We start from the raw sequence: 26,092 nt of genomic DNA on the forward strand, positions 1-26,092 counted from the left end.
CGAATTGTAGGTTTTTTCCCTATTACCTCAATCGTCGGAGGTCTTCATCTTGTATTCGCACAGGTCCTCGATACGGCAACTGCCGCAACGTGGCTTGCGCGCCTGGCAGACGTAGCGGCCATGCAGGATCAGCCAGTGGTGCGCATCGAGCAGGTAGTCCTTGGGGACGAACTTGAGCAGCTTCTTTTCCACTTCCAGTACGTTCTTGCCTGGGGCGATGCCTGTGCGATTGCTGACCCGAAAAATATGAGTGTCCACTGCCATGGTCAGTTGCCGGAAGGCCGTGTTGAGCACGACGTTGGCAGTCTTGCGGCCAACGCCAGGCAGGGCTTCCAGGGCCTCACGGGTCTGAGGGACCTCACTGCCATGTTGTTCGATCAACAGGCGGCAAGTTTCAATGACATTCTTGGCCTTGCTGTTGTACAGGCCAATAGTCTTGATGTATTCGCTGAGTCCTTCGACGCCCAGGGCGTAGATGGCCTCCGGAGTGTTGGCAACTGGAAACAGGCGGGCGGTGGCCTTGTTGACCCCTACGTCAGTCGCTTGTGCCGAGAGAATGACGGCAATCAGCAGTTCGAAAGGGGTGGTGTAGGCCAGTTCGGTCTTGGGGTCGGGATTGTCTTCATGCAGCCTGCGAAAGATTTCCAGGCGTTTGGCGGCATTCATGGGGTCACAGGTTTCCTTGACGACGTGTGGGGGCGGGCCCCGGACGGAGTCGATTGTACAAGGCCAGCAGCAGGCCCAGCAGCAAGAGCGCGCCTGGCGCCAGGCTGGCCAGATGCAGCCCCGCCACGTTGGCTAGCCATTGACGGCATGCGCCCAGGGCCAGGCACAGGACAACGAAGGCGCCCAGGTGAGCGGCCAGGGCACGCCAACGCGCTTCATCTGGTAGCAAGGTGTCCAGCGTCAGGCAGTGCAGGCTGATCAGCGCAGGGTAGAAGCCGAGCGCCAAGGCCAATGGCAGGGCGATGGCGCGCAGCCCCAAGTACAGGCAAGTCGCCAGGGTACAAGCCAGCAGTGCGCTGGCCAACAGGTAGGGCAGGCCTTGCAAGGGACGTCGCAGAAGTAGCATGCCTGCCTGATGCAGAGCCACGGCCAGAACACTGAGCACTGCGATGGTTCCAGCCTGGAGCAGTGTGCGGGTGGCTCCGAGCAGGGGCGCCAGGGCGATGCCTATCAACCAGAACCTACTCATGCGCATCCTCCCCCAGCAGCGTCTGGCGTTGTTCGTCGAAGTAGCGCAGAGCGTCCTGCACCGCGCTGATCACGGCCCTCGAAGTGACGGTGGCGCTGGCCAACTGATCGAAGTCGCCTTGATCGCGTTTCAGCGCCCAGGCCGATTCGGCGGTGGTCCGGCGGTCACGGCCGATGAACTGTTGCAGCCAATGGCTTGCTGGGTCAGCCACCTGGGCACCCAGTCCGGGAGTTTCCTGGTGCTCCAATACGTGCACTCCGAGCAGGCGTGCATTGTGGTCAATGGCGACCAGCAGCGACATTGGGCCACCGTATCCTTGTACCTGGCTTTGCAGCACGATGGCGCTGGTGCGTCCTTGCAAGGTCGCCCTGTAACCGGCCAGCAGCCGGCTGTGTGGCCGCACGGGATCAGTCAGTTGCAGTGGTTGCTGCAACGGTTGGTTGTCGTAGCTGCCATCGGGCAGTACGGCCAGCCATTGGCGGCTCTTCAACTGTTGTTCGGCATTGGCGATGGGGCGCGCAGTCCAGTGCTGGCAAATGAGCGTGATAGCAAGGGCCAGCATAGCGACGATCACCAGCACCCCTGCGTTTCGCAGCCCGGTGCTCATGGCAGTGCCTGCTGGCGCCGCTCGGCCCAGCGTTCCAGAGTTGGTACGGCGAAGTTCATCAGCAGAATGGCGAAGGCGGTTCCGTCGGGATAGCTGCCCCAGGTGCGAATCAGATAGATCAGCAAGCCGGCGCCGAGGCCGAAAAGCAGACGGGCCTGCGGGCTTTTCGGGCCGGAAACCGGTTCGGTGGCGATGAAGAACGCAGCCAGCATGGTTGAGCCGGAAAACAGGTGCAGCAGGGGCGAGCCATTGGAGTCGGACCCCGAACCGTTCCAGCACACCAGGCTGAGCAGAAGCAACCCGCCGAGAAGTCCCACTGGCGCGTGCCAACTGATGACCTTGCGCTGCATCAGGAATAAGCCGCCCAGCAGGAAGGCCAGGTTGACCCATTCGCTGCCCTTGCCGCCGATGCTGCCGAAACCGGGGTGTTGGGCGAACAGTTCGTCCAGGGTCAGGCTGCGATTGTGGCGTAAGCCATCGAGGATGGTCGGTTGCGCCCAGGCATCAGGCTGGCCCGAGAAGCCGAAGACGTAGTCCAGGGTGTCTGCGAGAGCGGGAACCTGAGCCGGTGGCCAGTGGGTCATCTGCAGCGGGAAGCACAGCAGGACGAAGGCGTAGCCGAGCATGGCGGGATTGAACGGGTTGCGCCCGACTCCACCAAATGTGTGCTTGCCGATGCCAATGGCCAAGGTCGCGGCAATGACCGGCAACCACCAAGGAGCGTGTGTTGGCAGGGCTGCAGCGAGCAAGACGGCGGTGACCAGTGCGCTACCGTCGTTCAGGAATGTGCTGATCGGCTGACGCCCCAGGGTGAGTAGCAGGGCCTCGCAGGCCAGTGTCGCGCAACTGCACAGCAACAGGCTGACCAGCAGTCCCCAGCCGTGCAGCCAAAGCAACGTCAACAAGCCAGGGCCGCAGGCGAGCAGCACCAGGCCCATGGTGTTGCGCAGGCGTACGTCAACCGCTGGCATGGCCAGGGCCTGCCTGAAGCGCCTCCAGACGCTGTTGGGCGTGTTGGGCTTCCTGCTCCAGATCCTGCAGTTGGGCGCGCTGGGCATCACTCGGGTTGGCGCCGAACGCGTTGCGGGCCTTGCTCAGTTGTGCCCGGCTCATGGCCGCGGCGATTTTCGCCTGCTTCAGTGCTGCATCGGCAGCGGCGGCCTTTTGCGCCTTGACTCGTTCGATGGCGGCCTTGATCGGATCCTGGGCTGCGTCCGGGGTCGCGGTTGCGACGCTGGTTGGCCGTTGGCTACGTGCCAGGCGTTCGGCTTGTTTGCGTGCTTCCTCGCGTTGCAGCCGGGCAGCGCGCTGTTCATGGCGGCGGCGGGCATGGTTGCGGCGCTGGGTACGGGCGACCAGTTGCTCGGGGCTGTGAGCAAGGCCACTGACGATGGGCACGATGTCGCCGTCCGGTGCCAGCGGCAGCAGGTCAATGCAATCGACCGGGCAGGGTGCCAGGCACAGGTCGCAACCGGTGCACTCGGCAAAGATCACTGTGTGCATCAGCTTGGCGGCTCCGACGATGGCATCCACCGGGCAAGCCTGGATGCACTTGGTGCAACCGATGCATTCGGCCTCACGGATGAACGCCACCTGAGCGGGCGCACTGCCGCGTTCCGGGTCCAGTTCGATGATCGGGACTGCCAACAAGTGAGCTAGAGCGACGATGGTTTCGCTGCCGCCAGGCGGGCATTTGTTGATCGCCTCACCCGCGGCCAGGCCTTCGGCATAGGGACGGCAACCCGCGTGGCCGCACTTGCCGCACTGGGTCTGCGGCAGTAGGGCGTCGATACGTTGAACAAGACTCATTGTGTAAATAATCCGTTGAAGCCGGAAAACGCCATGGCCATCACGCCGGCGCCGATCAGTTGGATAGGCAGGCCACGCAAGGCCAGGGGAATGTCCGGATGCTCGCTGCGTTGGCGCAGATCGTCGAACAGCGCCAGGGCGATCCAGAAGCCCAGCCCGCCGGCCAGGCTCCAGGCCAAGGTCCAGCCAATGCTGGTATCGCTTGCCGTCACCTGCAAGAGCAAGCCTAGCACTGCCACGTTGCCCAGCAGCAGCGGCTGCAATCCGGCCATTGGCCAACCCGGGCGAAGCCTGGCGAGCAGCCGGGGCAGCAGCCAAGACAACAGCACGCACAAAGGCAGGAACACGAATAACTGCAGGTATTCCAGTTGCCAAGGCCGTAGAACCAGGCGGTAGAGCGATTGGCCGATACCTAGCCCTAACACCATCAGCAGGGCGGTGGCCAGCCCGAGCGCATGCAGCCGGGTCCGCGACAGCGGGGCAAGCGCCAGTTCCTTGTGCAGAATCAGGTGATTGATCAGCGCTGCGCTGATCAGGACCAGGATGAAGTCGCTCATGCAGATGCCGAAGGCCGGGGGCTGCCGTCATTATCCGGCAAGGCGGCGGAGATGAGAATGCCCCGGCCGCCAGGGCCGGGGCAGAGGGGCTTACTTGATGCGTTGGCCGGGCTTGGCGCCGCTGTCGGGGCTGAGCAGGTAGATCTCTTCACCGCCGGGGCCGGCTGCCATGACCATGCCCTCGGAGACACCGAAGCGCATTTTCCGTGGTTTGAGGTTCGCCACCATCATGGTCAGGCGGCCTTCCAGCTTGGATGGGTCCGGATAGGCCGACTTGATGCCGGAGAACACGTTGCGTTGCTCATCGCCGATGTCCAGGGTCAGGCGCAGCAGCTTGTCGGCGCCCTCCACGGCTTCGGCCTTGACGATCAGGGCTACGCGCAGGTCGACCGCGGCAAAGGTGTCGAACTCGATCTGTTCGGACAACGGATCCTTGGCCAACTCACCGTTACCGGCTGGCGCCGCGTTCTGGGTCGCGGCCAGGTCTTCTTTGCTGGCGGCGATCATGGCGTCGACCTTGGCAGGTTCGATACGGCTCATGAGTGCCTTGAACGGGTTCAGCTTGTGGTTCTCCAGGCGGGTCAGGTGATCGTTCCAGGTCAGTGGCGCGACATTGAGGAAGGCCTCGGCGTCGGCGGCCAGCACCGGCAGGACCGGCTTGAGGAAAATCACCAGTTGGCGGAACAGGTTGATGCCCTGGGCGCAGATCGCCTGGACTTCATCCTGCTTGCCTTCCTGCTTGGCCAGGGCCCAGGGCGCCTTGTCGGCGATCCAGGCGTTGGCGCGGTCGGCCAGGGCCATGATCTCGCGCATGGCGCGGGCGAAGTCCCGGACCTCGAAGGCTTCGGCGATGGACGGCGCGGCGGCGAGGAAGGCCTCGGTCAGTTCAGGGGCTGCGTCGCCGGCGACCATCACGCCTTCGTTGCCCTTGTGGATGAAGCCGGCGCAGCGGCTGGCGATGTTGACCACCTTGCCGACCAGATCGGAGTTGACCTTCTGCACGAAGTCTTCCAGGTTCAGGTCCAGGTCGTCGACACCACGGCCCAGCTTGGCTGCGTAGTAATAGCGCAGGTATTCCGGCTGCAGGTGGTCCAGATAGGTGCGGGCCTTGATGAAGGTCCCCCGCGACTTGGACATCTTGGCGCCGTTGACGGTCAGGTAGCCGTGCACGTTGATGGCGGTCGGCTTGCGGAAGCCGGCGCCTTCGAGCATGGCAGGCCAGAACAGGGCGTGGAAGTTGACGATGTCCTTGCCGATGAAGTGATACAGCTCGGCTTTGGAGTCCTGACTCCAGAACGCATCGAAGTCCAGTTCCGGACGGCGAGCGCAGAGGTTCTTGAAGCTGGCCATGTAGCCGATCGGAGCGTCCAGCCAGACATAGAAGTACTTGCCTGGTTCGCCGGGGATCTCGAAGCCGAAGTAAGGCGCATCACGGGAGATGTCCCATTCCTGCAGTCCGGAGTCCAGCCACTCGGCCAGCTTGTTGGCCACCGCATCTTGCAGGGTACCGCTGCGGGTCCACTGCTGCAGCATGGCCTGGAAGTCGGGCAGCTTGAAGAAGAAGTGCTGGGAGTCGCGCAGCACCGGCGTGGCGCCGGAGATCGCCGACTTGGGGTTCTTCAGCTCGGTGGGCGCGTAGGTGGCGCCGCACTTCTCGCAGTTGTCGCCATACTGGTCTTCGGCCGCGCACTTGGGGCAGGTGCCCTTGATGAAGCGGTCGGCCAGGAACATCTGTTTGTCCGGGTCGAAGTACTGGGTCACCGAACGGGTGGCGATATGGCCGGCGTCTCGCAGCTTCAGGTAGATGAGGCTGGAGAGTTCGCGGTTTTCCTCGGCATGGGTCGAATGGAAGTTATCGAAGTCAACCAGGAAGTCGGCGAAGTCGCTGCTGTGCTCGGCCTGGACGTTGGCGATCAGTTGCTCTGGGGTGATGCCTTCCTTTTCGGCCCGCAGCATGATGGCCGAGCCGTGAGCGTCGTCGGCGCAGACGTAGATGCACTGGTTGCCGCGCAGCTTCTGGAAGCGAACCCACATGTCCGTCTGGATGTACTCGAGCATATGACCCAGGTGGATGGAACCATTGGCATAGGGCAGGGCGCTGGTAACGAGAATCTGACGGGGCTCGGACATGGTGGCTCGGCTACTTATCGTCTACAGGGGTGAAGAAAGGGTGATCGGCCACTATAAAGGCCCGGGAAATATATTTCACCCCATGCACGCATTTGATGACGGTTGACGGGTTAGCATAGGCGTCTGTTTCACTCAGTCTTGTCAACGGGAGCCTCCATGAGTGCCGTCACACGCGCCGCCGTCGAAGCCGTGCTTCGCCAGTACACCGATCCTTACCTGAATCTCGACCCGGTCAGCGCCGGCTGTGTCCGTGCCATTGATATCCAGGGCGGGCAGGTCAGCGTGCAACTGCAGTTGGGCTATGCCGCGGGCCTGTTCAAGAACGGCTGGGCCCAGGTGCTGCAGACGGCGATCGAAGGTATCGACGGCGTCAGTTCCGCGCGTGTCGGGATCGATTGTGTGATCGCCGCGCACAAGGCCCAGGCCCAGGTGCCGGGCATGGCCAACGTGAAGAACATCATCGCCGTGGCGTCGGGTAAGGGCGGTGTCGGCAAGTCGACCACGGCCGCCAACCTGGCCTTGGCGCTGGCGCGCGAAGGTGCCAGGGTGGGGATTCTCGACGCCGACATCTATGGGCCCAGCCAGGGTGTGATGTTCGGCATTCCCGAAGGCACCCGACCTCAGATCCGTGAGCAGAAGTGGTTCGTGCCACTCAAGGCCCATGGCGTGGAGGTCATGTCCATGGCCTTCCTCACCGATGACAATACACCGATGGTCTGGCGTGGCCCCATGGTCTCCGGGGCCTTGCTGCAACTGGTGACCCAGACCGCCTGGGACGATCTCGACTATCTGGTGATCGACATGCCGCCGGGCACCGGCGACATCCAGCTGACCCTCGCGCAGAAGGTGCCAGTGGCAGGTTCAGTGATTGTCACCACGCCGCAGGATCTCGCTCTTTTGGATGCCAAGAAGGGCGTGGAGATGTTCCGCAAGGTCAACATCCCGGTGTTGGGCGTGGTGGAAAACATGGCCGTGCACATCTGTTCCAACTGTGGTCATGCCGAGCACCTGTTCGGTGAAGGCGGGGGAGAGAAGCTGGCGGTGCAGTACGGCGTCGATCTGCTGGCCTCGTTGCCGCTGTCGATGCTGATCCGCGAGCAGGCCGACAGCGGCAGGCCCACCGCGATCGCCGAGCCGGAGAGCCAGATCGCCATGGTCTACCAGGAACTGGCCCGTCAGGTCGGCGCACGGATCGTGTTGCAGGAAGCGGCGGCGCCGGCGATGCCGAATATCACCATCAGCGAGGATTGATCGTCTTGGCACGGTAGCCGGGTCGCTGAAATGGCAGGATGGCCGTAGGCAGCCAGCCTTGCCATGGACGGATCCGCCCATGGCAAGGCTGACGCTTTTTGCAGGCACAAAAAAACCCGCCATTCGGCGGGTTCTTTTTAGCAAGAAGCTAGATCAGGCGATCTGGACTTCTTCAGCCTGCATGCCTTTCTGGCCGCGGGTAGCGACGAAAGTAACAGCCTGGCCTTCTTTCAGGGTCTTGAAGCCGTCAGCTTGGATGGCTTTGAAGTGTACGAACAGGTCGTCACCGGATTGTGGGGTGATGAAGCCGTAGCCTTTCTCATCGTTGAACCACTTGACGGTGCCGTTTTGACGATTGGACATGGTGAGTCTCCTTGGACTGAGTTAACTGCGGCTCAGGAACTGCCCTGGCCGAGACTGAGTGCAAAGAGCAGGAAAATTCAGAGATGGGCGATCGTAATCTTGCATCAGACAGACATTCTCGGTGACACGTGCAGCACAGTGGCGTCACCATAACCCACTTTCCAGAAGCTGCCAATGGCCAGCACGCGCTTTGCTGAAAATCGGACTGACGGTGACCTGGCCATTTGCAGGGCCGTCGGGCACGGGATCGCACGCTGAATGCAGGATGGACCTTTGAAGCCGGGGCCGAGCCCGGTAAGATGCGCCATTGTTTTTTCATCTCGCTATATCAGGACCCCGCCATGAGCATCAAATCGGACAAGTGGATTCGCCGCATGGCGCAGGAGCACGGCATGATCGAACCGTTCGTCGAGCGCCAGGTGCGCGGTGAGCATGACAGCCGTGTCATTTCCTTCGGTGTTTCCAGCTACGGCTACGACGTGCGCTGCGCCGATGAATTCAAGGTGTTCACCAACATCAATTCGGCTACCGTCGACCCGAAGAACTTCGATGCCGGCAGCTTCGTCGACGTCAAGAGCGATGTCTGCATCATTCCGCCCAACTCCTTCGCCCTGGCCCGTACGGTCGAGTACTTCCGTATTCCGCGCAACGTGTTGACCATCTGCCTAGGCAAGAGCACCTACGCCCGTTGCGGCATCATCGTCAACGTGACTCCGCTCGAGCCCGAGTGGGAAGGCCACGTGACCCTGGAGTTCTCCAACACCACAACGCTGCCGGCGAAGATCTACGCCAACGAAGGCGTGGCGCAGATGCTCTTTCTAGAATCTGACGAAGAGTGCGAAGTGTCCTACAAGGATCGTGGTGGCAAGTACCAGGGCCAGCGCGGTGTGACCTTGCCGCGCACCTGAGGCGACGAAGCGCGGGAATTCCTCCGGCGCAAGGCACTCCAACGAGATGAACAGCCCTGGCGCACATGACGTGCGCCGGGCCTCGCCCAGGAGCAGCCAATGAAACTCGATCCCGCAATCAGCGCCAAGCTGGCCGTGCTGCAGCCCAACCAGATTGGGCTGCTGGCGTGGTCTCTGCTGGCGCACCCGCAGGCGTCGGTGCAGGCCGGGGGCGTGCCCCACCAGCCTGACCCGGATACCCCGCAACCGCCAGAGCCTGACGATACGCCGCCTATGGAGCCCGGTGAGCCGACCCTTCCCGACGAGCCGCCGCCTGCACCCGTGGTCTGACCTGGGTCGATGGCCCGGGAGCGCTCCTCAGGGCGCCAGCAGATAGCCGCTGCGGCAGGCCTGTTCGCCAGCGACATGGGCAATGACCATGCCCGCTGTGGCCATGCGCCGTAAGGTGCGGGCGTACAGCAGCCCGGCCTGGGTGTTGCGCACGGCCGTTACCCGGTCGCTCAGCGGATCGATGACTTCGGCAATCAGTTGGCCGGCTTCCAGGTATTGGCCTGGCGTGGCGTGGAACACCAGCAGTCCACCGAGCGGCGCCGCCACTGGCTCGACTCCGGCCAGGGGCGTAGCGGGGTAGGGTAGCGCCGGCAAGCTGGGCGCGCGGCCTTCGATCACGCCGCGGTGGGTCAGGTAGTTGAGGATCGCTTCGCAATCCTGGCGGGCCAGCGCATGGCTCACATCGCCCTGGCCGCGCAATTCCACCGTCACCGAGAAGCTGCCCTGCGGGATCGGGAAGCGCTTGCCGAAACGCTGCTGCAACTGCCACCAGACTAGGGTGAAGCATTCGTCGAAGGATTGCCCGCCGGAATCGGTGGCCAGCAGGCTAGCCTGCACCCCCAGGTAGCGGGCGAGCGGCTCGACCTGTGGCCAGGCTTCCGGGGTGGTGTAAAGGTGTTCCACTGCCTCGAAATCGCAGTGCAGGTCCAATACCAGGTCGGCATCGCAGGCCAGGCGCTGCAGGGTCAGGCGCTGGGATTGCAGTGGCGTGTGCGCCGGGTGGGCGTCCAGGGCGCGGCGCAGGCACTCTCGGATCAGCGCGACATTGTGGGTTGGGTCCTGGCTCAGGTGGTCTTCGATCTGGTCGCCGATATTGTCGCTAAGGTCGACGAAATTACGGTTGAAGTTCTCGCCGCTCTGCAATTCGAAACGTCCTAGGGGGGCGTCCAGCAGCACTTGCTCCAGGCCCACAGGGTTGGCGATCGGCACCAGAATGACTTCGCGCTGCAGGCGGCCTTGGTTTTCCAGTTCGGCCAGGCGCTGCTTAAGGTGCCAGGCGACCAGCATGCCAGGCAGTTCGTCGGCGTGCAGGGACGCTTGGATGTACACCTTGCCGCCACCCCGTGGGCCGAAGTGGAAGCTATGGATCTGGCGGGCGACGCCAGGGACGGGCGTGAGAAGGTCGTGGGTCGAATGATGCATGGCAATCCTGATCAGCGGTGCAAGTCGGTCAGTGGCAACGGCCATGATGATACAAGCATAACTTTTCCCGTTGCGCAGCCCTTGGGCGGTTCAGCCGCTCGGCTGGTTTGGGGCCATTGCGCTCCCTATCTCGACATGAAGCTGCTCCTACATGGGCTGTACCGATGCGTAGCAGCCCCAATGCAGGCACGCCGGCCATTACGGCCGGGTGGAGTTTCGACGGTGCTGTCTGCGTGAGGGTTACTTCCCAGGCACCAGGGTCAGCCGTTGGTTTCCATAGGCCCGTCCGAAATTCTGCGGTTGCAGCGGTAGGCTCATGAAGCGGCCCTTGAACCAGGCATCCAGCCCATCGCTGAAGTGCTGGCTGGCCGGGTTGCCGGATTGTCCGCTGCTGGTCAGCACCTGTAATGGCTCGACCTGGCCGAAGTCCACCACCAGGCGCGCCGAAGGGGGCAGGCTGGTGTCGAAGCTGTTGCCCCAGGCGTAGGGACTCAGGGCCAGGGTGCTGAAGTCGCCGCCAGCAGCCGTGGGCGCGTGGTTCACGGCGTCGCCCAGGCCATGGAAGGTCGGCGCCGGCCAGCGGTATTGGTGCAGTTTGCCCCATTGCCAGGCACGGCGGTCGCTACCCAGTTGGGAGACACCTGCATCCACGGCCGCGGCGAGGCTGCGGGCAAGGATGGCGGGCTTGTCTTCCTTTTGCGGCGTGTTGCGGTCATCCCAGAACGGACTGTCCTCGCGGCCGATCAGGTGGTCGGCCTGGGCTGAGTAGGAGAGCCGGGCATTGCTGACGAAGGCTTGCCAGGCCGGACCGGACTCGGGGCCGAGCTCGTCGAGAAAGGTCTGGCGGGCGACTTCCTGGAGGAACAGTTCGTATAGCGCGGCATCGGCCGACACTGGGCTGAGGCGGCCGTCGAACGCCATCAGGCGGGTATAGGCCTCGCGGGCCTTGTCGCGCTGGGCTGCAGGCAGGGCATCGATTGCTTGCTTGAGTGGCTGGGCCATGCCGGGTGCTTCGAACATCTGCTTCAGTTTGTCGGCTAGCAAGGTGGTCTGGTCATTCTGCATGGCTATCAGGCTGCGACTGTCGTGGCGGCCATTGCCTGCCAGCTGTGCCAGGCGTTCGGCGCGCTCCGGGTAGTACCAGGTGTTGGACAGCTGCATGCCATAGCCGCGCGGCAGGCTGCGCTGGTTGGCGTGGCCAAGCCAGCCGGCTGGCGGGTCCTGGTCGTAGGGGTGGAGCATAGGGTCGGCATAGCCATCCCAGTCGTAGCGCCCGTCCCAGCCCGGCGAGGGCAGCAGCCCCTGGCCTTCGCGACGGTTGGGATAACGGCCGCTGACTTGCCAGCCGATATGCGCGGCGTCGGCGAACACGAAGTTCAACTCCGCCGCGCCAATCTCCCGGGTAACGTCGAAGGCGCGCTCCACCGTCTGGGCGCGGGTGAGGTCGAACAGCGCGTCCAGGCTCTTGTCGTCCTTGAGTTGTGGCAGGTGCAGGGCCAGGCCCAGGCTCGCGTTGTCAGGCTGGCCGAGCAAGGTGCCGTGGCGGGTCTCGTACATCACTTCACGCTGTGGCCGCTGGCCGCGGACGAAGAAGGTTTCATTGCGCGCGCGCGCTGGCTGCCACTTGCCATCGGCCAGGTACGCCAGTTGGCTGCCCTGGCGGCGTAGTTGTTCCAGGTACAGGTCCTGGTTGTCGGCCATCACGGCACTGCTGCTCCAGGCTACCTTGCCGTTGAAACCGGCGAGCACGATGGGCAGACCAGGTAGCGACAGGCCGGCCACCTGGTACTTGCTGGTGTGGACCTGCACCGGGCTCATCGCCCAGGCAGCGCGGCTGTCGCTGGCCAGCAGGCTCTTGCCGCTGCGGCTGCGCTGGGGTGACAGGGCCCAGTTCGCCGAGCCCGGGGCACCCAGCAGGTTGAGCTCGGCCAGCTGTTGGCTGACTGCCGCCAGTGGTGCCAGACCTGGCAATTGGCGGGACAGATCGAGGCCCTTGAGCTTCTCCAACTCGGCATCGGCCAGCGGCTCATCCGGAGCACCCGGCAGCAGCCAGGCGAGCTTGTCGCTGCCGGTTTTCTGCGCCAGGGTCAGGGCCGCGATCTCTTCCTGCAGGTTCACCGACTGGCTGAAGGCGTAGAGGCTGAAGATCAGCACCGAGTCCTCGGGCTTCCAGTATTCGGGGCGGTAGCCGCTGCGTGCCAGGTCGCCCGGCAGCTTGTCACGGTAGCGGAACAGGTAGGCGTTGACGCCTCGGGCATAGACCTCGAAGAAGCGCTTGAGGCGTGGCGAGGCATCGGCATACAGCTGGTTGGCGCTCTGCTTGAGGTTGGCCGCACGCATCAGCCGATCGACATCCAGCGCCTCGGGGCCGGCCAGCTCGGCCATGCGGCCCTGTGCCAGCAGGCGCATGCCGACCATCTGCTCGATACGGTCGCTGGCATGCACATAGCCCAGGCTGAACAAGGCGTCATGGAAGCTGCTGCTCTCGATCAGCGGCATGCCCATGGCATTGCGCCGCACCGAGACGTTCTGCGCCAGGCCCTTGAGCGGTTGCACGCCAGTAGAGGGGGGAACGCTGTCCTGGTAACCGCCCACCTGGCAGCCGCCAAGGCCTAGCAGGCCGAGCATCGCGGCGGCGACGCCGAACCGGGGACGAAAGGAAGGAAAGGCGGGCGCGGCCATGACAAGGCTCCTGCAAGGCTGGGCGTGATCGTAAAAGGCGCTACGTTAGTGAGCGCGCTGGCGCCATGCAAGTCGCCGCAAACCTTTATTTACGCGAGCCCGCTCAGCGGTCGGATGCTGGATATCCGCGCAGGCCGAACGCGTGGGGCAGCCTTGTCACGAGGGACTGCGCAGCCAGTAGGTGCGGGAGCGGGCTTGGCCCGAGGTGGGAGCCAGGCTTGGCGAAGCCGGTGCCCTCACCAAGACAGTGACTCCCGCAACGCGGTACCGAAAGGCCTGGATCAGGCCCCGTGGCACTTCTTGAACTTCTTGGTGCTGCCGCACGGGCACGGATCGTTGCGGCCGACGTCCTTCAGGGCGTTGCGCACCGGCTCCTGGTGCCCGTGGTTACAGTGTGGGCCGTGCACATGGCCGTGGTCATGATGATGGTCATGATCGTGGTTGCAGTCGGGGCCATGGACATGGGGTTGTTGGGTCATTGCAGGTTACTCCGGTAAAAGATCGCCGGGAATTATCTCACCACTGCGCGACAAGTGCAGGTCGCGATGGAAGATTAATCCGCTGCGCAACTCGCCCTGCAAGTGATAGCGCAACGGCTGTCCACTTTTGAGCAGCCTGGCCAGGGGTTTGAGCTGCCTCCACAGATTGGTCCGCGCGGTGATCTTGAAGGTGCGCCGCTCATGAGCGCCGACGCTGCGCCAGAGGCTGGCCTCGTCCTCGACCAGTCGCAGGTCGTTCAGCCGCACCGAATAGGCAACGTTGCGGATGAACAGGCGGCTGTCGTTAGGGTTGTCGACGCGCAGGTGCAGAACGAACTCCTGCTGGTGCAGGCGCGCTTTGACCGTCTCGACCCTGACCAGATGCACCTCGGGGTCGCGCCAGGTATCGCCGCCCCAGCCGGCACAGCCTGCCAGCAGCATCAGCGTGAGGCTGAGAGCAAGCTGGCGGGCCTTGTTCATCATCGTCAGTTACCCAGGTAGCTGGCGCAGCATTTCTTGAATTTCTGGCCGCTGGCGCAAGGGCAGGGGTCGTTGCGTCCGGCTTTGAGTCCTACGGTTGGATCGATGAAGTACCAGCGTCCATCATGCTGGACGAAGGCCGAACGCTCGCGGTGCTGATGGTCGCCCTCCAGATCGTGCCAGCGGGCGGTGAAGGTGACGAATGCATGCTCGGGCTGGCCGCCGAGCACCTCGGCGCTTTCTACCTCCAGGCCCAGCCAGGTGCTCTGCGCGCTCCAGGCGGCCATGGCGGCCCGGTCCAGGCTTGCCTGCTGGGCCGGCAGGGTGGTCTGCACCAGGTAATCCACCAGGCCCAGCACATAGGCGCTGTAGCGCGAGCGCATCAGCGCCTGGGCATCAGGCGCTGGGGTGCCGGAGTGATAATGCCCGCAACAGGCATCGAGCAGGTTGCCGCTGCCACAAGGGCAGACCGAGACACTCATGAAGTCACCACCAGTACTTGCCAAAGTTTTCCGGGTTGGCCCAGAACTTGGCGTTGAGCCAGTCCGGGACCTGCTTATAGTCATGTAGATCATAGGTGAACAGGCTCAGGACCTGCTCCTCGCGCTGGAACTTCTCGCTCGCCGAGAGGGCCAGGGCAAAGAAGTCAGTGTCCTGCCAGCCGCAGGCCGGCAAGTCGGCCAGCACTGCGACGCGGTTGGCGTTGAGATTGCGGATGCCACCCAGCAGTTCCAGTCCGGTGCGCTTGGGCAGGTGTTCCAGGCAATCGACCAGCAGGGCCAGGTCGAAGCGCTGGGCAGCCAGCTCCTGTGGGAGTGGGCCGGGCGCCGTTACCTCGATGCTGACTTGTGGGTGAGCCTGGGCAAAAGCGTCCAGGGCCGGGAAACGGGAGCCGACCAGCAGCAGGCGCTGGGGCGTGAAGCGATCGAGCAGGGCCGCTAGGGCCTGCTGGGGGGTACGTTGGGAAAAAACGTCGGTCATTGCCAGTCCTCACTCAGGTTGTCCAAGACTAGCGGGCCCAGGCGGCCTGGCATAGGGGCACGGGGCGGCATCCTGGCTTATTGCTGGCAGAGATGGAATGCGCGGTCTTTACTCCCAGAGCATCGGTATTGCACCGATTCCCCCCTAGGAGAGGCAACAAAAATGAGCATAGTACGCACAGCGATACCTCTGGTTCTGCTCACCGGCGTATTGACTGGTTGTGCAGGTTTGCAAAAAACCGACTGGCCGAAGTGTGCTGCCGTCGGGGGTGTTGGCGGCGCCGCCCTGGGTGCCATCGAGAGTTCCAGCTGGGCTGGCTGGGGCGCGCTGCTGGGCGGAGGCCTGGCGGCGGGCTACTGCTGGGCTCATGGCGATGGCGACGAGGATGGCGACGGCGTGCCGGACAGCCGCGACCAGTGCCCGGGCACGCCACGCGGTGTCCAGGTCGATGCCAATGGCTGTCCACCTGAGCCGGTGGCCGTGGTCGAGGAAGTGGTGGTCGAGCAGGAGGAGGTCATCGTCATTCGTGATGTGCACTTCGAATTCGACTCCGCGCGCCTGACCGCTGCCGACAAAGAGCGCCTGGACACCATCGCCACCCGCTTGAAAAACGAAGCGCCGAGCGCTCGCCTGAGCGTGACTGGGCACACCGACAGTGTCGGCTCTGACAGCTACAACCAGAAGCTTTCGGAGCGCCGCGCCCAATCGGTGACCGACTACCTGGTCAGCAGTGGCGTGCCACGCAATAGCTTCGTCTCGGTGGTCGGCGCGGGTGAAACCCAGCCGGAAGCGGACAACGCCACTGCCGAAGGCCGTGCCATGAACCGTCGCACCGAAATCAAGATCCAGCGTTGACGACCCGGTGCCCGGGCCTTGAGAAGTGGCGCGGGCCCGTCTTTACTCCTGTGTACCGGCAACGGCCGGTGACACAGGAGCATTTCCTATGCATGTTTTGTCGAAGGCGGCACTTGCGATGCTGGTGGCCACAGGCCTGTTGTCTGGTTGCGCCACCCACAGTGACGGCAGCGCGCCACTTAACCAACGGACCTGGCCGATCTGTAGCCTGCTTGGCGGCTTGGTCGGAGGTGGCCTGGGGGCTATCGAAAGCTCGGCTTGGGCAGCGGGCGGAGGTGTCGCCGGCGCCATTGCCGGTGGCTTGATCTGCTACGCCCAGGACGGTGACGAAGACAGCGATGGCGTCTTCGACCGCCGTGATCGTTGCCCCGATACGCCGGCCAACACGCCCGTCAGCCATACTGGTTGCCCGTTGCCCCAGTACCCGCCGTCGACAGCCAAGGCCGAGGAGCCGCTCCCTGAGGTGATCACTCTCAGCGACCAAGGCCAGGTGCTGTTCGCCTTCGACTCGGCGCAATTGACGACGCACGCCCAGCAGCAGTTGCAAGGCCTGATGAGCAAGCTGAACGACCCTAGCCGTGCTCAGTGTCAAGGTCATCGGTCATACCGACAGTGTGGGTTCGGACAGCTACAACCAAGGCTTGTCCGAGCGGCGTGCCAATAGTGTCGCCGAGTACCTGATCAGCCAGGGCCTGGCACCGTCCAAGGTGACAAGCCAGGGGCGAGGCGAACACGAGCCGGTCGCCGACAATGACACGGACGGCGGACGTGCCCAGAACCGGCGGGTAGAGCTGCACCTGAACTGAGCCAGGGCAAGGCGTTACTGCTGCCAGCGGACCGCGCTGGCAGCACAAAAACAGCGGGGGCGGGTATGAAGTTCATACTGGGGCTGGGCAAGGCCCTGACAGTGGTTTTTTGGTGGGTAGTGCTGGTGAATCTGCTGATTCCCCAGTACAGCCCGTTCAATCTGTTGATCAGCGCCGCGGGCATCGCCCTGCTGGGCTTGCACTTGCTGGAAGTGCTGTTTTTCAACGGCTGCCTGCGCGGGCGCAGCCATCGTTGGTTCGACCGCCTGCAGATCCTCCTGACCGGCATCTTTCATGTCATGTCCATCCCCAAGCCGCTGAGGGAGGCGCACCATGCGTAAGCTGATGCTGCTGGCGGCCCTGCTCAGCCCATTGGCGCAGGCCGAGAGTCTGGAAGTGGCCGCTCATTCCTTGCTGCGCCTGCCAGGCAAGGCCGCCAGTCTTCACCTGGAGCGCTTGCAAGTTGCGGACTCGGCGACCTTGTTGTTGCCGGCCACGCTCACCGAACTGACAGTCGATCACCTGCAATTGGGGCGTGAGGCTCGCATTGCCATCGCCCCGTCCGACAGCACCTTGCTGGTCGAAGCCCGGCATGCTGAATTGGCCGAAGGCAGTCAGATCACCGCCCGTGGCGCTCCGGGAAGCTATGAGCGGCCAGCCCGTCCCGGGCGTAACCTCGATTTGAAGCTGCAAGGGCTGGAGGCCAGCCAGTTGTTTATCGACGCCCGTGGTGGCGCGGGCGCGCCGGGCTACGTGGGGCTCGACGGTGCCAATGGCCAGGCCGGTGGGTGCACCTGGGGCCGGGCCAGCCGGGGCGCCAATGGTGATGACGGCGGCAATGGCCATGACGGCGCGGCAGGTGGCCGGGTCAGTTTGGCGGTGCCGGAGGATTTCCCGGTCGAACGCATCCAGGTTCGTGTAGATGGTGGTCCGCCGGGCGAACCTGGCGCCGCTGGCAAGCCAGGTACGGGTGGGGCGAGCAAAGGATGCCTAGTCTATCGTACCGAGGCCGGCGCCAATGGCCGGCCCGGGCAAGCGGGGCAGCCAGGCCTGGCTGGGACGGCGGGGGAGCTGATCTTGCAGCGTTTGTGAATGGCCTGCCTGGCGATCAGGTGGGACTGAACGAACGCATTCGCTGGCAAGCTCCCACAGGGTCGCTCAATGTCCATGGCCGACCCCTGTGCCTGTAGCAGCGGACTTGCCCGTGAAGGGGCCAGCCCAGTCCGCGCAGAGGGTTCAGAACGGCAACCGCGAGCTGGCCAGCGCTACCACCGCTATCCCCAGCAGCAGGTTGATCCCCACCATCCGCCGGATACGTCCCAGTACGCCGGCGCCGGTCGCCCAATCCTCGGCCTTCACCGCATTGCGTAGTTCAGGCAGCAGCAGGGCCTGGATGCGCATGAACAAGGCGAACATGGCAATGGCGCCGCCGATCATCACCTGGATGTAGCGCGGCGCTGTTTCGAAGCCGCTGAAGCGCATATGCAGCATGCCGATGCCGCTGATCGCCAGGATCGCGATAGCCACCCAGACCCATACGAAAAAACGCTGAAACACTTCCACCCAGAGGCGCAATCGAGCCGGCCCTTCAAGCGCTGCAACCGCCGCCGGACGCAGAACCAGCCAGGCGAAGAACATGCCGCCGACCCACACCAGGGCGGCCAGGACATGCAGGGTGTAGGGGAGGGCGAAGGCGGTCATCAGGATCTCCATGCGGCGTAAAGGGCAAGAGCGGGGTATGATAGCCGCCCCATGCGAAACACTGAAAATTTATCCAGCCCTCCGGGCGCCCCCAGACCATGATCAGCAACGAACTCAAGACCACTATCCAGGGCGCCTACACGCGTTTTCTCGAAGCCAAGAGCCTCAAGCCCCGTTATGGCCAGCGCCTGATGATCGCCGAAGTCGCCAAAGTTCTCGGTGACATCGCCTGCGATGACGAGGGCCGTCGCGCGGGCGAGCCCGCAGTGGTCGCGGTGGAGGCCGGCACCGGTACCGGCAAGACGGTCGCCTACAGCTTGGCCTCGATCCCCGCCGCCAAGGCCGCTGGCAAGCGTCTGGTGATCGCTACCGCGACGGTGGCCCTGCAAGAGCAGATTGTCTTCAAGGACCTGCCCGACCTGATGCGCAACAGTGGCCTGAACTTCAGCTTCGCCCTGGCCAAGGGGCGTGGCCGCTACCTGTGCCTGTCCAAGCTCGACCTGCTTCTGCAGGAAGGCCACGCCCAATCGGCCACTGCCCAGCTGTTCGAGGACGAGGGCTTTCGTATCGAGGTCGACGAGGCCAGCCAGAAGCTGTTCACCAGCATGATCGAGAAGCTGGCCGGTAACCGCTGGGACGGTGACCGCGACAGTTGGCCCGAGGCCCTGGAGGACCAGGACTGGGCGCGCCTGACCACCGATCACAGCCAGTGCACCGGCCGGCATTGCCCGAACTTCCAGCAGTGCGTCTTCTACAAGGCGCGCGAAGGCATGGGCAAGGTCGATGTGATCGTCACCAACCACGACATGGTCCTGGCCGACCTGGCCCTGGGCGGCGGCGCGGTGTTGCCCGACCCGCGCGACACCATCTATGTCTTCGATGAAGGCCATCACCTGCCGGACAAGGCCATCGGCCATTTCGCCCATTATTCGCGCCTGCGCTCCACCGCCGACTGGCTGGAGCAGACCGCCAAGAACCTGACCAAGCTGCTGGCCCAGCACCCGCTGCCGGGCGACCTGGGCAAGCTGATTGAGCAGGTGCCGGAGCTGGCGCGGGAGATCCGCACCCAGCAGCAGTTCATGTTCACCCTGTGTGAACAGGTGGCGGACTTCCGTCCCGGCGAGGACATGGAAGGCCGCGAGCGTCCACGCTACCGCTTCGAGGGCGGCGTGGTGCCGGAGCAGATCCGCGAGGTCGGCATCGAGCTGAAGAAGGGCTTCGCCCGTCTCAACGACCTGTTCACCCGCCTGGCCGACCTGCTCAAGGAAGGCATGGACGGCGAGGTCAACATCGGCATCGCCAGCCATCAAGCCGAGGAGTGGTACCCGCTGTTCGGCACCTTGGTGACCCGTGCCCAGGGCAACTGGGAGCTGTGGACCGCCTTCACCGCCGAAGATCCGCAAGACTGCCCGCCCATGGCGCGCTGGCTGACCCTGGCCGAAAGCGGCGCGCTGTTCGACATCGAGGTCAATGCCAGCCCTATACTCGCGGCCGAGATGTTGCGCCGCAGCCTGTGGAATGTCGCCCATGGCGCCCTGGTGACCTCGGCCACCCTGACTGCGCTGGGCAAGTTCGACCGCTTCCGCATGCGTTCCGGCCTGCCCCGCGATGCGGTCACCGCCGTTGTGCCTAGCCCTTTCCACCATACCGATGCTGGTGTGCTGCGGGTTCCCGACCTGCGCGCCGACCCTCGCGATGCAGCGGCGCACACCGCAGCGATCATCCGCGATCTGCCGGAGCTGGTGGAAGGCTCGCGGGGGTCGCTGGTGCTATTTTCCTCGCGCAAACAGATGCAGGACGTGTTCGATGGCCTGGACCGCGACTGGCGCAAGCAGGTGTTCATCCAGGGCAACCTGTCCAAGCAGGAGACCCTGAACAAGCACAAGGCGCGCGTCGACGACGGCCAGTCCAGCGTGTTGTTCGGCCTGGCCAGTTTCGCCGAAGGGGTCGACCTGCCCGGCGCCTACTGCGAGCACGTGGTCATTGCCAAGATCCCCTTCGCTGTGCCGGACGACCCGGTCGAAGCGGCCCTGGCCGAGTGGATCGAGGCCCGTGGCGGCAATCCGTTCATGGAGATCGCCGTGCCCGATGCCTCGTTGCGCCTGATCCAGGCTTGCGGGCGTCTGCTGCGTACCGAGCAGGATCGCGGCACCATCACCCTGCTGGACCGGCGTGTGGTCACCCAGCGCTACGGCAAGGCCATCCTCAACGCGCTGCCGCCGTTCCGCCGGGAAATTTCCTGACGCCGGAGCGCAATGCTCCGGCGTGTTGTCTATTCACTCAGTTCCCTGGCCCACAAGGGCCTTGAAGGAGAGCACCTGCCCTATGATTCGCCGTACCCTGCCCGCCGTACTTATCTTGTTGTTCAGTGCGCCTTTGCTGGCAGGGCAACAGACGCTGTTCAGCTTCGTGCGCCCGGCCTCGGTGGTCAACGTAGTGACCGAAGGAGCCAGCCTGCCGCAGTACAACGCGGAGCAGACGGCCGACGGCGAGGTCTTGCGGCGAGTGGTGTTCAGTCCGGTGCAACGGCCAACCCTGCGCCTGAGCCCCCAGAGCGGAGCCTGGGACTGGTCCGAGGCCCAGGCCCTGACCTTGCGCCTGCAAAGCGCCATGGCTTGGGCGCTGACCGTGGATGTCACGGTGCAGAGCAGTGACGGCCGCTCCCTGACCAGCCGGGTCGACCTGCCCGCGGGGCCGGCGCAAACCGTGCTGGTGCCGCTCAAGGCCAGTTCGTCGCTGACCCAGGGCATGCGTGCTGGCCCGCCCATGCCTTGGACTTACGAAGGCCAGCGCCTGTTGCTGAGCAGCAGCGTTGGGGAACTGGACCTCAAGCAAGTTACGTCGATCAGCCTGTCGATCCCCCAACCCAAGATGGCCCAGAGCCTGCTGATCGAGCGGGTCGGGATCCAGGACGATGACAACGCGCTCAAGGCGGCCTACGCAGGCCTGATCGACAGCTATGGCCAGTTCAGTCGTGGCCGCTGGCCGGAGAAGATCGTCAACGACGCACAGCTCAAGGCCGCCGCCAGGCGGGAACAGCAGCAGTTGAAGGGCTGGCTCGCCGGGCGCGACAAGCTGCGGCAGGACCGCTTCGGCGGTTTGCTGGCCGGTCCGGCGTTCGAGGCCAAGGGCTTCTTCCGCACTGAGAAACGCGATGGACGCTGGTTCCTGGTGACGCCTGACGGGCATCCGTTCTATTCCCTGGGAGTCAATGCCGTGGCCGCCGATGGCGGTCGTACCTACGTCGCGGGTCGCGAGAGCATGTTCCAGAGCCTACCGGCCGAGGGCGAGGCGCTGGCGGCCTTCTATGGCGAGGGTAATAACAACGATGGCAATGCTTCTACGCGTGGCCGCAACTTCAACCAGGGGCGCTGGTTCGACTTCTATGCCGCCAACCTCGCACGCACCCATGGCACGCCGTGTGAGCCGGTAGCACAAGGGCAGCCTCCGAGCGATTGCCCCGCCGCTGTGTTCGATGCGCCACGTTGGCAGGCACAGGCTCTCGACCGTCTGCAAGCATGGGGCTTCAATACCTTGGGCAATTGGAGCGAGCCGGCTCTGGGCCAGGCCACGCGCATGCCCTACACCCTGCCGTTGTCGATCGTGGGTGACTACGCCAGCATCAGTACAGGCCAGGATTGGTGGGGGCGCATGCCCGACCCATTCGATCCGCGATTCGCCATGGCCACCGAACGTGCGGTGGCCATCGCGGCCCGGGACCACCGCAACGATCCTTGGTTGATCGGTTACTTCGCCGACAACGAGCTGGCCTGGGCAGCCCCGGGCGATGACCCCAAGGCGCGTTATGCCTTGGCCTATGGCACCCTGCGCTTGACCACCGATGTGCCGGCCAAGCGTGCCTTCCTCAAACAGCTACGCGACAAGTACCGTAACCAGGATGGCTTGTCCAAGGCCTGGGGCATCGACCTGCAGGCTTGGGAACTGATGGAAGACCCCGGTTTCGAGGCACCGCTGCCGAACCCTGAGTATCCGGAGATCGAGAAGGACTTGCAGCATTTCCAGCAGGTGTTTGCCGAAACCTACTTCAAGACCATTTCCGACTCGCTGAGGTGGCATGCGCCCAACCATCTGCTGCTCGGTGGCCGCTATGCCGTGAGCACGCCGGAAGCGGTCAAGGCCTGCGCCGAGTACTGCGATGTGCTGAGCTTCAACTTCTACACCCTCAAGCCTGAAGACGGCTATGACTTCGAGCAGTTGGCGGCGCTGGACAAGCCGGTACTGGTCTCCGAGTTCCAGTTCGGTTCCCGGGACCGTGGCCCGTTCTGGCCGGGGCCGCTGGAGGTGGCCCGTGAAGAAGACCGTGGGCCGGCCTACGGCAACTTCGTCAAGGCGGCCTTGGCCCAGCCGATGATCGTCGGCGTGCACTGGTTCCAGTACCTCGACCAGCCGGCCAGCGGGCGTCTGCTCGATGGCGAGAACGGGCACCTGGGCCTGGTGGCAATCACCGATCTGCCTTATCCGGGGTTTGTCGACGCGGTGCGCCGGAGCAACCTGCAAGCCCTCGAGCAACTGCGCAAGGGCCTGGAGCAACCAAGGCCTTGAAGCGTGAGGCCCTGACTCGGATTTACGCGGAGCATCGAGATTTCCCGCGACCATCTGGCCACAATCTGTTTGCAAATCAGCCAAGGGCTGAAACAATGCACGCCTCTTTAGGAACGGTCTTTCGGGGAGTTGGCGGGTGCAGATCCAGGGTCACTATGAGCTGAAGTTCGAGGCGGTGCGCGAAGCCTTCGCCGCGTTGTTCGATGATCCCCAGGAGCGTGGCGCGGCGCTGTGCATCCAGGTCGGCGGTGAAACCGTCATTGACCTCTGGGCCGGCAGCGCCGACAAGGATGGCCAGGAGGCCTGGCACAGCGACACCATCGCCAACCTATTCTCCTGCACCAAGACCTTCACCGCTGTCACCGCTTTGCAGTTGGTGGGCGAGGGCAAGCTGGCGCTGGATGTGCCGGTAGCCCGCTACTGGCCGGAGTTTGCCCAGGCCGGCAAGGACAGTGTGACCTTGCGCCAATTGCTCAGCCACCGTGCTGGCCTGCCGGCCATCCGCGAGTTGCTGGCCCCCGAGGCCCTGTACGACTGGAAGACCATGGTCGACGCTCTGGCCGCCGAGGCCCCCTGGTGGACACCAGGCACGGCCCATGGCTATGCCGCCATCACCTATGGCTGGCTGATCGGCGAACTGATCCAGCGTGCCGACGGCCGCGGACCGGGCGAGTCGATCGTCGCCCGTACCGCAAAACCGCTGGGGCTGGACTTCCATATTGGCCTGGACGACGAGGAGTTCCACCGCGTCGCGCACATCGCCCGTGGCAAAGGCAACATGGGTGACGAAGCGGCCCAGCGCCTGCTGCAGGTGACCCTGCGCGAGCCCGAGGCCTTGTCGACCCGTGCCTTCACCAACCCACCGGCGATCCTCACCAGCACCAATAAACCTGAGTGGCGGCGTATGCAGCAGCCTGCCGCCAATGGTCATGGCCACGCCCGCAGCCTCGCCGGCTTCTATGCCGGGTTGCTCGATGGCAGCCTGCTCGAGTCCGAACTGCTCGACGAGCTGACCCGTGAGCACAGCCTGGGCCAGGACCGGACCCTGCTGACCCAGACCCGCTTCGGCCTCGGCTGCATGCTCGACCAGCCGACCGTGGCCAACGCCACCTTCGGGCTGGGCGCCAGGGCCTTCGGGCATCCGGGGGCGGGCGGCTCGGTGGGTTTTGCCGATCCTGAATTCGATGTGGCCTTCGGCTTCGTCACCAATACCCTGGGGCCTTATGTGCTGATGGACCCGCGGGCGCAGAAGCTGGTGCGCGTATTGGCAACTTGCCTTTGATCGGGTAACCCGGGTGTTGCCTGAACCCTTTGACTATCCTGAATTCCAACGCCCGGTATGCTTGGGTAAAATTCTTTCAATTTCATGGTGTATCGCTGATGTCTTCACATAAAACCTTAGCACTCGCCCTGTGCCTGGCCGTGACCGGCTGCGCCCAGCATCCGCAGAACGCCGCCAACGAGGGTGGGATCAGCAGTTGGTGGCCTTTTGGTTCGGACCAGGTAGCCGACCAGGAAGTGAAGGAGGTGGTGACCGAGAAGGTGGCTAAGGCCGACGCCAAATCCGAAAGCGGCAGCCGCTGGTGGTGGCCGTTCGGCGACGACAAGGCGAGCGTGAAGGCTGTGCCGAAGATCGATCACAAGGCGACCCAGGCCTGGCTGGACGATTACGAACCGAAGTTGCGCGAAGCCATCAAGGACAGCAAGTTCGAGCTGGAGCGGCGCGAGGACGTGCTGGTGGTCACCATTCCGGTCGACAGTTCCTACAACCCCGATCGTCCGTCCATGCTGCTGCCGGTGAGCCTGGGGCCGATCACTCGAGTAGCCAAGGTCGTCGAGACCGATCCGAAGACCGCCGTGCTTGTGCTGGGCCATGCCGACACCAGTGGCGCCGCCGCACTGAACCAAAAGCTCAGCCAGGAGCGCGCCGCGTCGGTCTCGGCAATCTTCCGCCTGAGCGGCCTGCAGCGTGACCGCTTGATGCTGCGTGGCATGGGTTCGGAGATGCCGCGTGCGGCTAACGACAGCGCCGAAGGGCGTTCGCTGAACCGTCGCGTGGAAATGGTGCTGACACCGCAGAATACGATGGTGGCGCTGTTAGCCAGGTACCAGCGGCCAGCGCCGAGTTCGGCGGAAATGGTCGCCGTCCAGGATGCCAAGGCGCCTGTCGCTGCTGCCAAGCCGACCAGCAAGGCCCAGGCCAAGCCCGAGGCGAAGAAGCCGGTAGCCAAGGCCAGCCCTCAGAAGAAGGCCGTTTCGGCCAAACCCGCGGCCAAGAAGTTGGCCGCCAACACTTCTGCGAAATCCAACTGATCGTCAAGGAAGTCAGCAATGACCCAGACCCTGGCCGATATGCGCCGCGACTACACCCGTGATGGCCTGGCCGAAGCCCAGGCGCCGGGCGAGCCGTTCGCTCTGTTTCACCAATGGTTCGCCGATGCGGTGAAGACCGAGCAGCCGCCGGTGGAGGCCAACGCCATGACCCTGGCCACCGTCGATGGCGACGGCCGGCCCCATTGCCGGGTGCTGTTGCTCAAGGGCCTCGACGACCACGGTTTCACGTTCTTCACCAATTACGAAAGCGCCAAAGGCCAGCAACTGCTGGCCAATCCGTTCGCGGCCATGACCTTCTTCTGGCCGGCGCTGGAACGCCAGGTTCGGATTGAGGGACGGGTACAGAAGGTTACCGCGAAGGAGTCGGACGATTACTATCAGGTGCGTCCGCTCGGCAGTCGCCTCGGCGCCTGGGCGTCGCCGCAGAGCCGGGTGATCGCCAACCGTGAAGAGTTGGAAGCACTGGTCAAGGCGACCGAGGCACGCTTCAGTGACACCCAACCGCATTGCCCGGAACACTGGGGGGGGTACCGTCTGCTGCCCGAGCGCATCGAGTTCTGGCAGGGGCGCGCGAGCCGCCTGCATGACCGCCTGAACTATCGCCTGGTCGAGGGCCAATGGCTGCGCGAGCGGCTGGCGCCCTAAAGGGGATAGCTGGCGGCTTCGCGTTGCAGCCAGGTCGCCAGTTCCTTGCGCTTGATCTTTTGAGCCCGCGCCTGTTCCAGGCGCTGCAGCATGAAGGCGCGTTTGCCCTCGTCGTTGCCGGCCAGTGACAAGGCCAGGTCACGGTCCATCCAGCGCCGTATGCGCACGTACAACCACCAGTGGAAGTACAGGCCGGCCACTGTCGTGACGACGACGATGAAGTAATCCATGTCTATCCTTTGTCTCAGTATTTATGCGCAGCCCTGTGGTACA

General features: G+C 64.0%; 26 protein-coding genes and 2 pseudogenes. 12 read left to right on the forward strand and 16 right to left on the reverse strand.

What is annotated here, in order from left to right:
• Nucleotides 1-27 precede the first annotated feature (27 nt).
• From nth to metG, 7 genes and pseudogenes are all read right to left on the reverse strand, one after another.
• Nucleotides 28-666 (reverse strand): endonuclease III, encoded by a 639-nt coding sequence (gene nth, locus ACYU03_RS06185; RefSeq protein ID WP_461888914.1) that lies wholly within the window; start codon nt 664-666, stop codon nt 28-30.
• Between the two features lie 4 nt (nt 667-670).
• A complete protein-coding gene (locus ACYU03_RS06190) occupies nt 671-1,195 on the reverse strand; it encodes an NADH:quinone oxidoreductase (RefSeq protein ID WP_461888916.1) in 525 nt (174 codons plus the stop codon).
• Nucleotides 1,188-1,802 (reverse strand): RnfABCDGE type electron transport complex subunit G, encoded by a 615-nt coding sequence (locus tag ACYU03_RS06195; RefSeq protein ID WP_461888917.1) that lies wholly within the window; start codon nt 1,800-1,802, stop codon nt 1,188-1,190. Before ACYU03_RS06195 ends, ACYU03_RS06190 begins: the two co-directional genes overlap by 8 nt.
• Nucleotides 1,799-2,773, reverse strand: coding sequence for an RnfABCDGE type electron transport complex subunit D (locus ACYU03_RS06200; RefSeq protein WP_461888919.1), 975 nt, complete (start codon nt 2,771-2,773; stop codon nt 1,799-1,801). The genes ACYU03_RS06195 and ACYU03_RS06200 overlap by 4 nt, the downstream gene beginning before the upstream one ends.
• A gap of 10 nt (nt 2,774-2,783) precedes the next feature.
• Nucleotides 2,784-3,611 (reverse strand): annotated as a pseudogene (locus ACYU03_RS06205) (RnfABCDGE type electron transport complex subunit B); the annotation flags it as partial.
• Nucleotides 3,608-4,168 carry an Rnf-Nqr domain containing protein gene (locus ACYU03_RS06210; RefSeq protein WP_461888921.1) on the reverse strand — a complete coding sequence of 187 codons (561 nt, stop codon included), beginning with the start codon at nt 4,166-4,168 and terminating at the stop codon, nt 3,608-3,610. The gene ACYU03_RS06210 and the pseudogene ACYU03_RS06205, both read right to left, overlap by 4 nt.
• A gap of 90 nt (nt 4,169-4,258) precedes the next feature.
• A complete protein-coding gene (metG, locus tag ACYU03_RS06215) occupies nt 4,259-6,298 on the reverse strand; it encodes a methionine--tRNA ligase (protein WP_461888923.1) in 2,040 nt (679 codons plus the stop codon).
• A gap of 156 nt (nt 6,299-6,454) precedes the next feature.
• Here metG and apbC point away from each other — a divergent pair, with 156 nt between their 5' ends.
• The gene (gene apbC / locus ACYU03_RS06220) at nt 6,455-7,549 is read left to right on the forward strand and encodes an iron-sulfur cluster carrier protein ApbC (RefSeq protein WP_461888924.1); all 1,095 of its coding nucleotides are present in this window, start codon (nt 6,455-6,457) and stop codon (nt 7,547-7,549) included.
• Between the two features lie 153 nt (nt 7,550-7,702).
• On the opposite strand, the gene ACYU03_RS06225 is transcribed toward apbC, so the two are convergent.
• Complete coding sequence (locus tag ACYU03_RS06225; protein WP_012273869.1) at nt 7,703-7,912, reverse strand: cold-shock protein; 210 nt, start codon at nt 7,910-7,912, stop codon at nt 7,703-7,705.
• 341 nt (nt 7,913-8,253) lie between these two features.
• Here ACYU03_RS06225 and dcd point away from each other — a divergent pair, with 341 nt between their 5' ends.
• Together dcd and ACYU03_RS06235 are read left to right on the forward strand one after the other, a co-directional pair.
• Nucleotides 8,254-8,820 (forward strand): dCTP deaminase, encoded by a 567-nt coding sequence (gene dcd, locus ACYU03_RS06230; protein ID WP_012313046.1) that lies wholly within the window; start codon nt 8,254-8,256, stop codon nt 8,818-8,820.
• Nucleotides 8,821-8,919: 99 nt separating this feature from the next.
• Nucleotides 8,920-9,150: a hypothetical protein gene (locus tag ACYU03_RS06235; protein ID WP_461888927.1), complete on the forward strand. Its 231-nt coding sequence runs from the start codon at nt 8,920-8,922 to the stop codon at nt 9,148-9,150.
• A gap of 27 nt (nt 9,151-9,177) precedes the next feature.
• Here the strand turns inward: ACYU03_RS06235 and ACYU03_RS06240 are convergent, their stop codons facing one another.
• The 6 genes from ACYU03_RS06240 to ACYU03_RS06265 form a co-directional block, all read right to left on the reverse strand.
• The gene (locus ACYU03_RS06240; RefSeq protein WP_461888929.1) at nt 9,178-10,293 is read right to left on the reverse strand and encodes a succinylglutamate desuccinylase/aspartoacylase family protein; all 1,116 of its coding nucleotides are present in this window, start codon (nt 10,291-10,293) and stop codon (nt 9,178-9,180) included.
• 240 nt (nt 10,294-10,533) lie between these two features.
• Nucleotides 10,534-12,975 carry a penicillin acylase family protein gene (locus ACYU03_RS06245; RefSeq protein ID WP_461888931.1) on the reverse strand — a complete coding sequence of 814 codons (2,442 nt, stop codon included), beginning with the start codon at nt 12,973-12,975 and terminating at the stop codon, nt 10,534-10,536.
• A gap of 281 nt (nt 12,976-13,256) precedes the next feature.
• Nucleotides 13,257-13,454 (reverse strand): SEC-C metal-binding domain-containing protein, encoded by a 198-nt coding sequence (locus ACYU03_RS06250; protein WP_461888933.1) that lies wholly within the window; start codon nt 13,452-13,454, stop codon nt 13,257-13,259.
• A 6-nt stretch (nt 13,455-13,460) separates the two neighbouring features.
• Nucleotides 13,461-13,937: an LEA/WHy family protein gene (locus ACYU03_RS06255; protein WP_461888935.1), complete on the reverse strand. Its 477-nt coding sequence runs from the start codon at nt 13,935-13,937 to the stop codon at nt 13,461-13,463.
• Between the two features lie 2 nt (nt 13,938-13,939).
• Nucleotides 13,940-14,416 carry a YchJ family protein gene (locus tag ACYU03_RS06260; RefSeq protein ID WP_461888937.1) on the reverse strand — a complete coding sequence of 159 codons (477 nt, stop codon included), beginning with the start codon at nt 14,414-14,416 and terminating at the stop codon, nt 13,940-13,942.
• 4 nt (nt 14,417-14,420) lie between these two features.
• Complete coding sequence (locus ACYU03_RS06265) at nt 14,421-14,915, reverse strand: DUF6231 family protein (RefSeq protein WP_461888939.1); 495 nt, start codon at nt 14,913-14,915, stop codon at nt 14,421-14,423.
• Between the two features lie 162 nt (nt 14,916-15,077).
• Between ACYU03_RS06265 and ACYU03_RS06270 the strand changes: the two genes are divergently transcribed.
• The 4 genes and pseudogenes from ACYU03_RS06270 (at nt 15,078) to ACYU03_RS06285 (ending at nt 17,668) form a co-directional block, all read left to right on the forward strand.
• A complete protein-coding gene (locus ACYU03_RS06270) occupies nt 15,078-15,770 on the forward strand; it encodes an OmpA family protein (RefSeq protein WP_461888941.1) in 693 nt (230 codons plus the stop codon).
• An 88-nt stretch (nt 15,771-15,858) separates the two neighbouring features.
• Nucleotides 15,859-16,576 (forward strand): annotated as a pseudogene (locus ACYU03_RS06275) (OmpA family protein).
• A 65-nt stretch (nt 16,577-16,641) separates the two neighbouring features.
• Nucleotides 16,642-16,917, forward strand: coding sequence for a DUF1145 domain-containing protein (locus tag ACYU03_RS06280; RefSeq protein ID WP_461888943.1), 276 nt, complete (start codon nt 16,642-16,644; stop codon nt 16,915-16,917).
• The gene (locus tag ACYU03_RS06285; protein WP_461888945.1) at nt 16,910-17,668 is read left to right on the forward strand and encodes a collagen-like triple helix repeat-containing protein; all 759 of its coding nucleotides are present in this window, start codon (nt 16,910-16,912) and stop codon (nt 17,666-17,668) included. The genes ACYU03_RS06280 and ACYU03_RS06285 overlap by 8 nt, the downstream gene beginning before the upstream one ends.
• Nucleotides 17,669-17,812: 144 nt before the next feature.
• Here ACYU03_RS06285 and ACYU03_RS06290 read toward each other — a convergent pair whose 3' ends face one another.
• Complete coding sequence (locus tag ACYU03_RS06290; protein WP_461888946.1) at nt 17,813-18,277, reverse strand: CopD family protein; 465 nt, start codon at nt 18,275-18,277, stop codon at nt 17,813-17,815.
• A 98-nt stretch (nt 18,278-18,375) separates the two neighbouring features.
• On the opposite strand from ACYU03_RS06290, the gene dinG reads away from it, so the two are divergent.
• The 5 genes from dinG to pdxH all read left to right on the forward strand — a co-directional run bounded on the left by dinG (nt 18,376) and on the right by pdxH (nt 25,819).
• Nucleotides 18,376-20,520 carry an ATP-dependent DNA helicase DinG gene (gene dinG / locus ACYU03_RS06295; RefSeq protein ID WP_461888948.1) on the forward strand — a complete coding sequence of 715 codons (2,145 nt, stop codon included), beginning with the start codon at nt 18,376-18,378 and terminating at the stop codon, nt 20,518-20,520.
• An 82-nt stretch (nt 20,521-20,602) separates the two neighbouring features.
• Nucleotides 20,603-22,840 (forward strand): beta-agarase, encoded by a 2,238-nt coding sequence (locus ACYU03_RS06300; RefSeq protein WP_461888950.1) that lies wholly within the window; start codon nt 20,603-20,605, stop codon nt 22,838-22,840.
• 136 nt (nt 22,841-22,976) lie between these two features.
• Nucleotides 22,977-24,122 carry a serine hydrolase domain-containing protein gene (locus ACYU03_RS06305; RefSeq protein WP_461888952.1) on the forward strand — a complete coding sequence of 382 codons (1,146 nt, stop codon included), beginning with the start codon at nt 22,977-22,979 and terminating at the stop codon, nt 24,120-24,122.
• A gap of 98 nt (nt 24,123-24,220) precedes the next feature.
• Complete coding sequence (locus ACYU03_RS06310; RefSeq protein ID WP_461888954.1) at nt 24,221-25,153, forward strand: OmpA family protein; 933 nt, start codon at nt 24,221-24,223, stop codon at nt 25,151-25,153.
• Nucleotides 25,154-25,171: 18 nt separating this feature from the next.
• Nucleotides 25,172-25,819 carry a pyridoxamine 5'-phosphate oxidase gene (gene pdxH / locus ACYU03_RS06315; protein WP_461888956.1) on the forward strand — a complete coding sequence of 216 codons (648 nt, stop codon included), beginning with the start codon at nt 25,172-25,174 and terminating at the stop codon, nt 25,817-25,819.
• Here the strand turns inward: pdxH and ACYU03_RS06320 are convergent.
• The gene (locus ACYU03_RS06320; RefSeq protein WP_461888957.1) at nt 25,816-26,049 is read right to left on the reverse strand and encodes a hypothetical protein; all 234 of its coding nucleotides are present in this window, start codon (nt 26,047-26,049) and stop codon (nt 25,816-25,818) included. The genes pdxH and ACYU03_RS06320 overlap by 4 nt on opposite strands.
• Between the last annotated feature and the right edge of the window lie 43 nt (nt 26,050-26,092).

This window comes from Pseudomonas sp. X10, assembly GCF_054889225.1.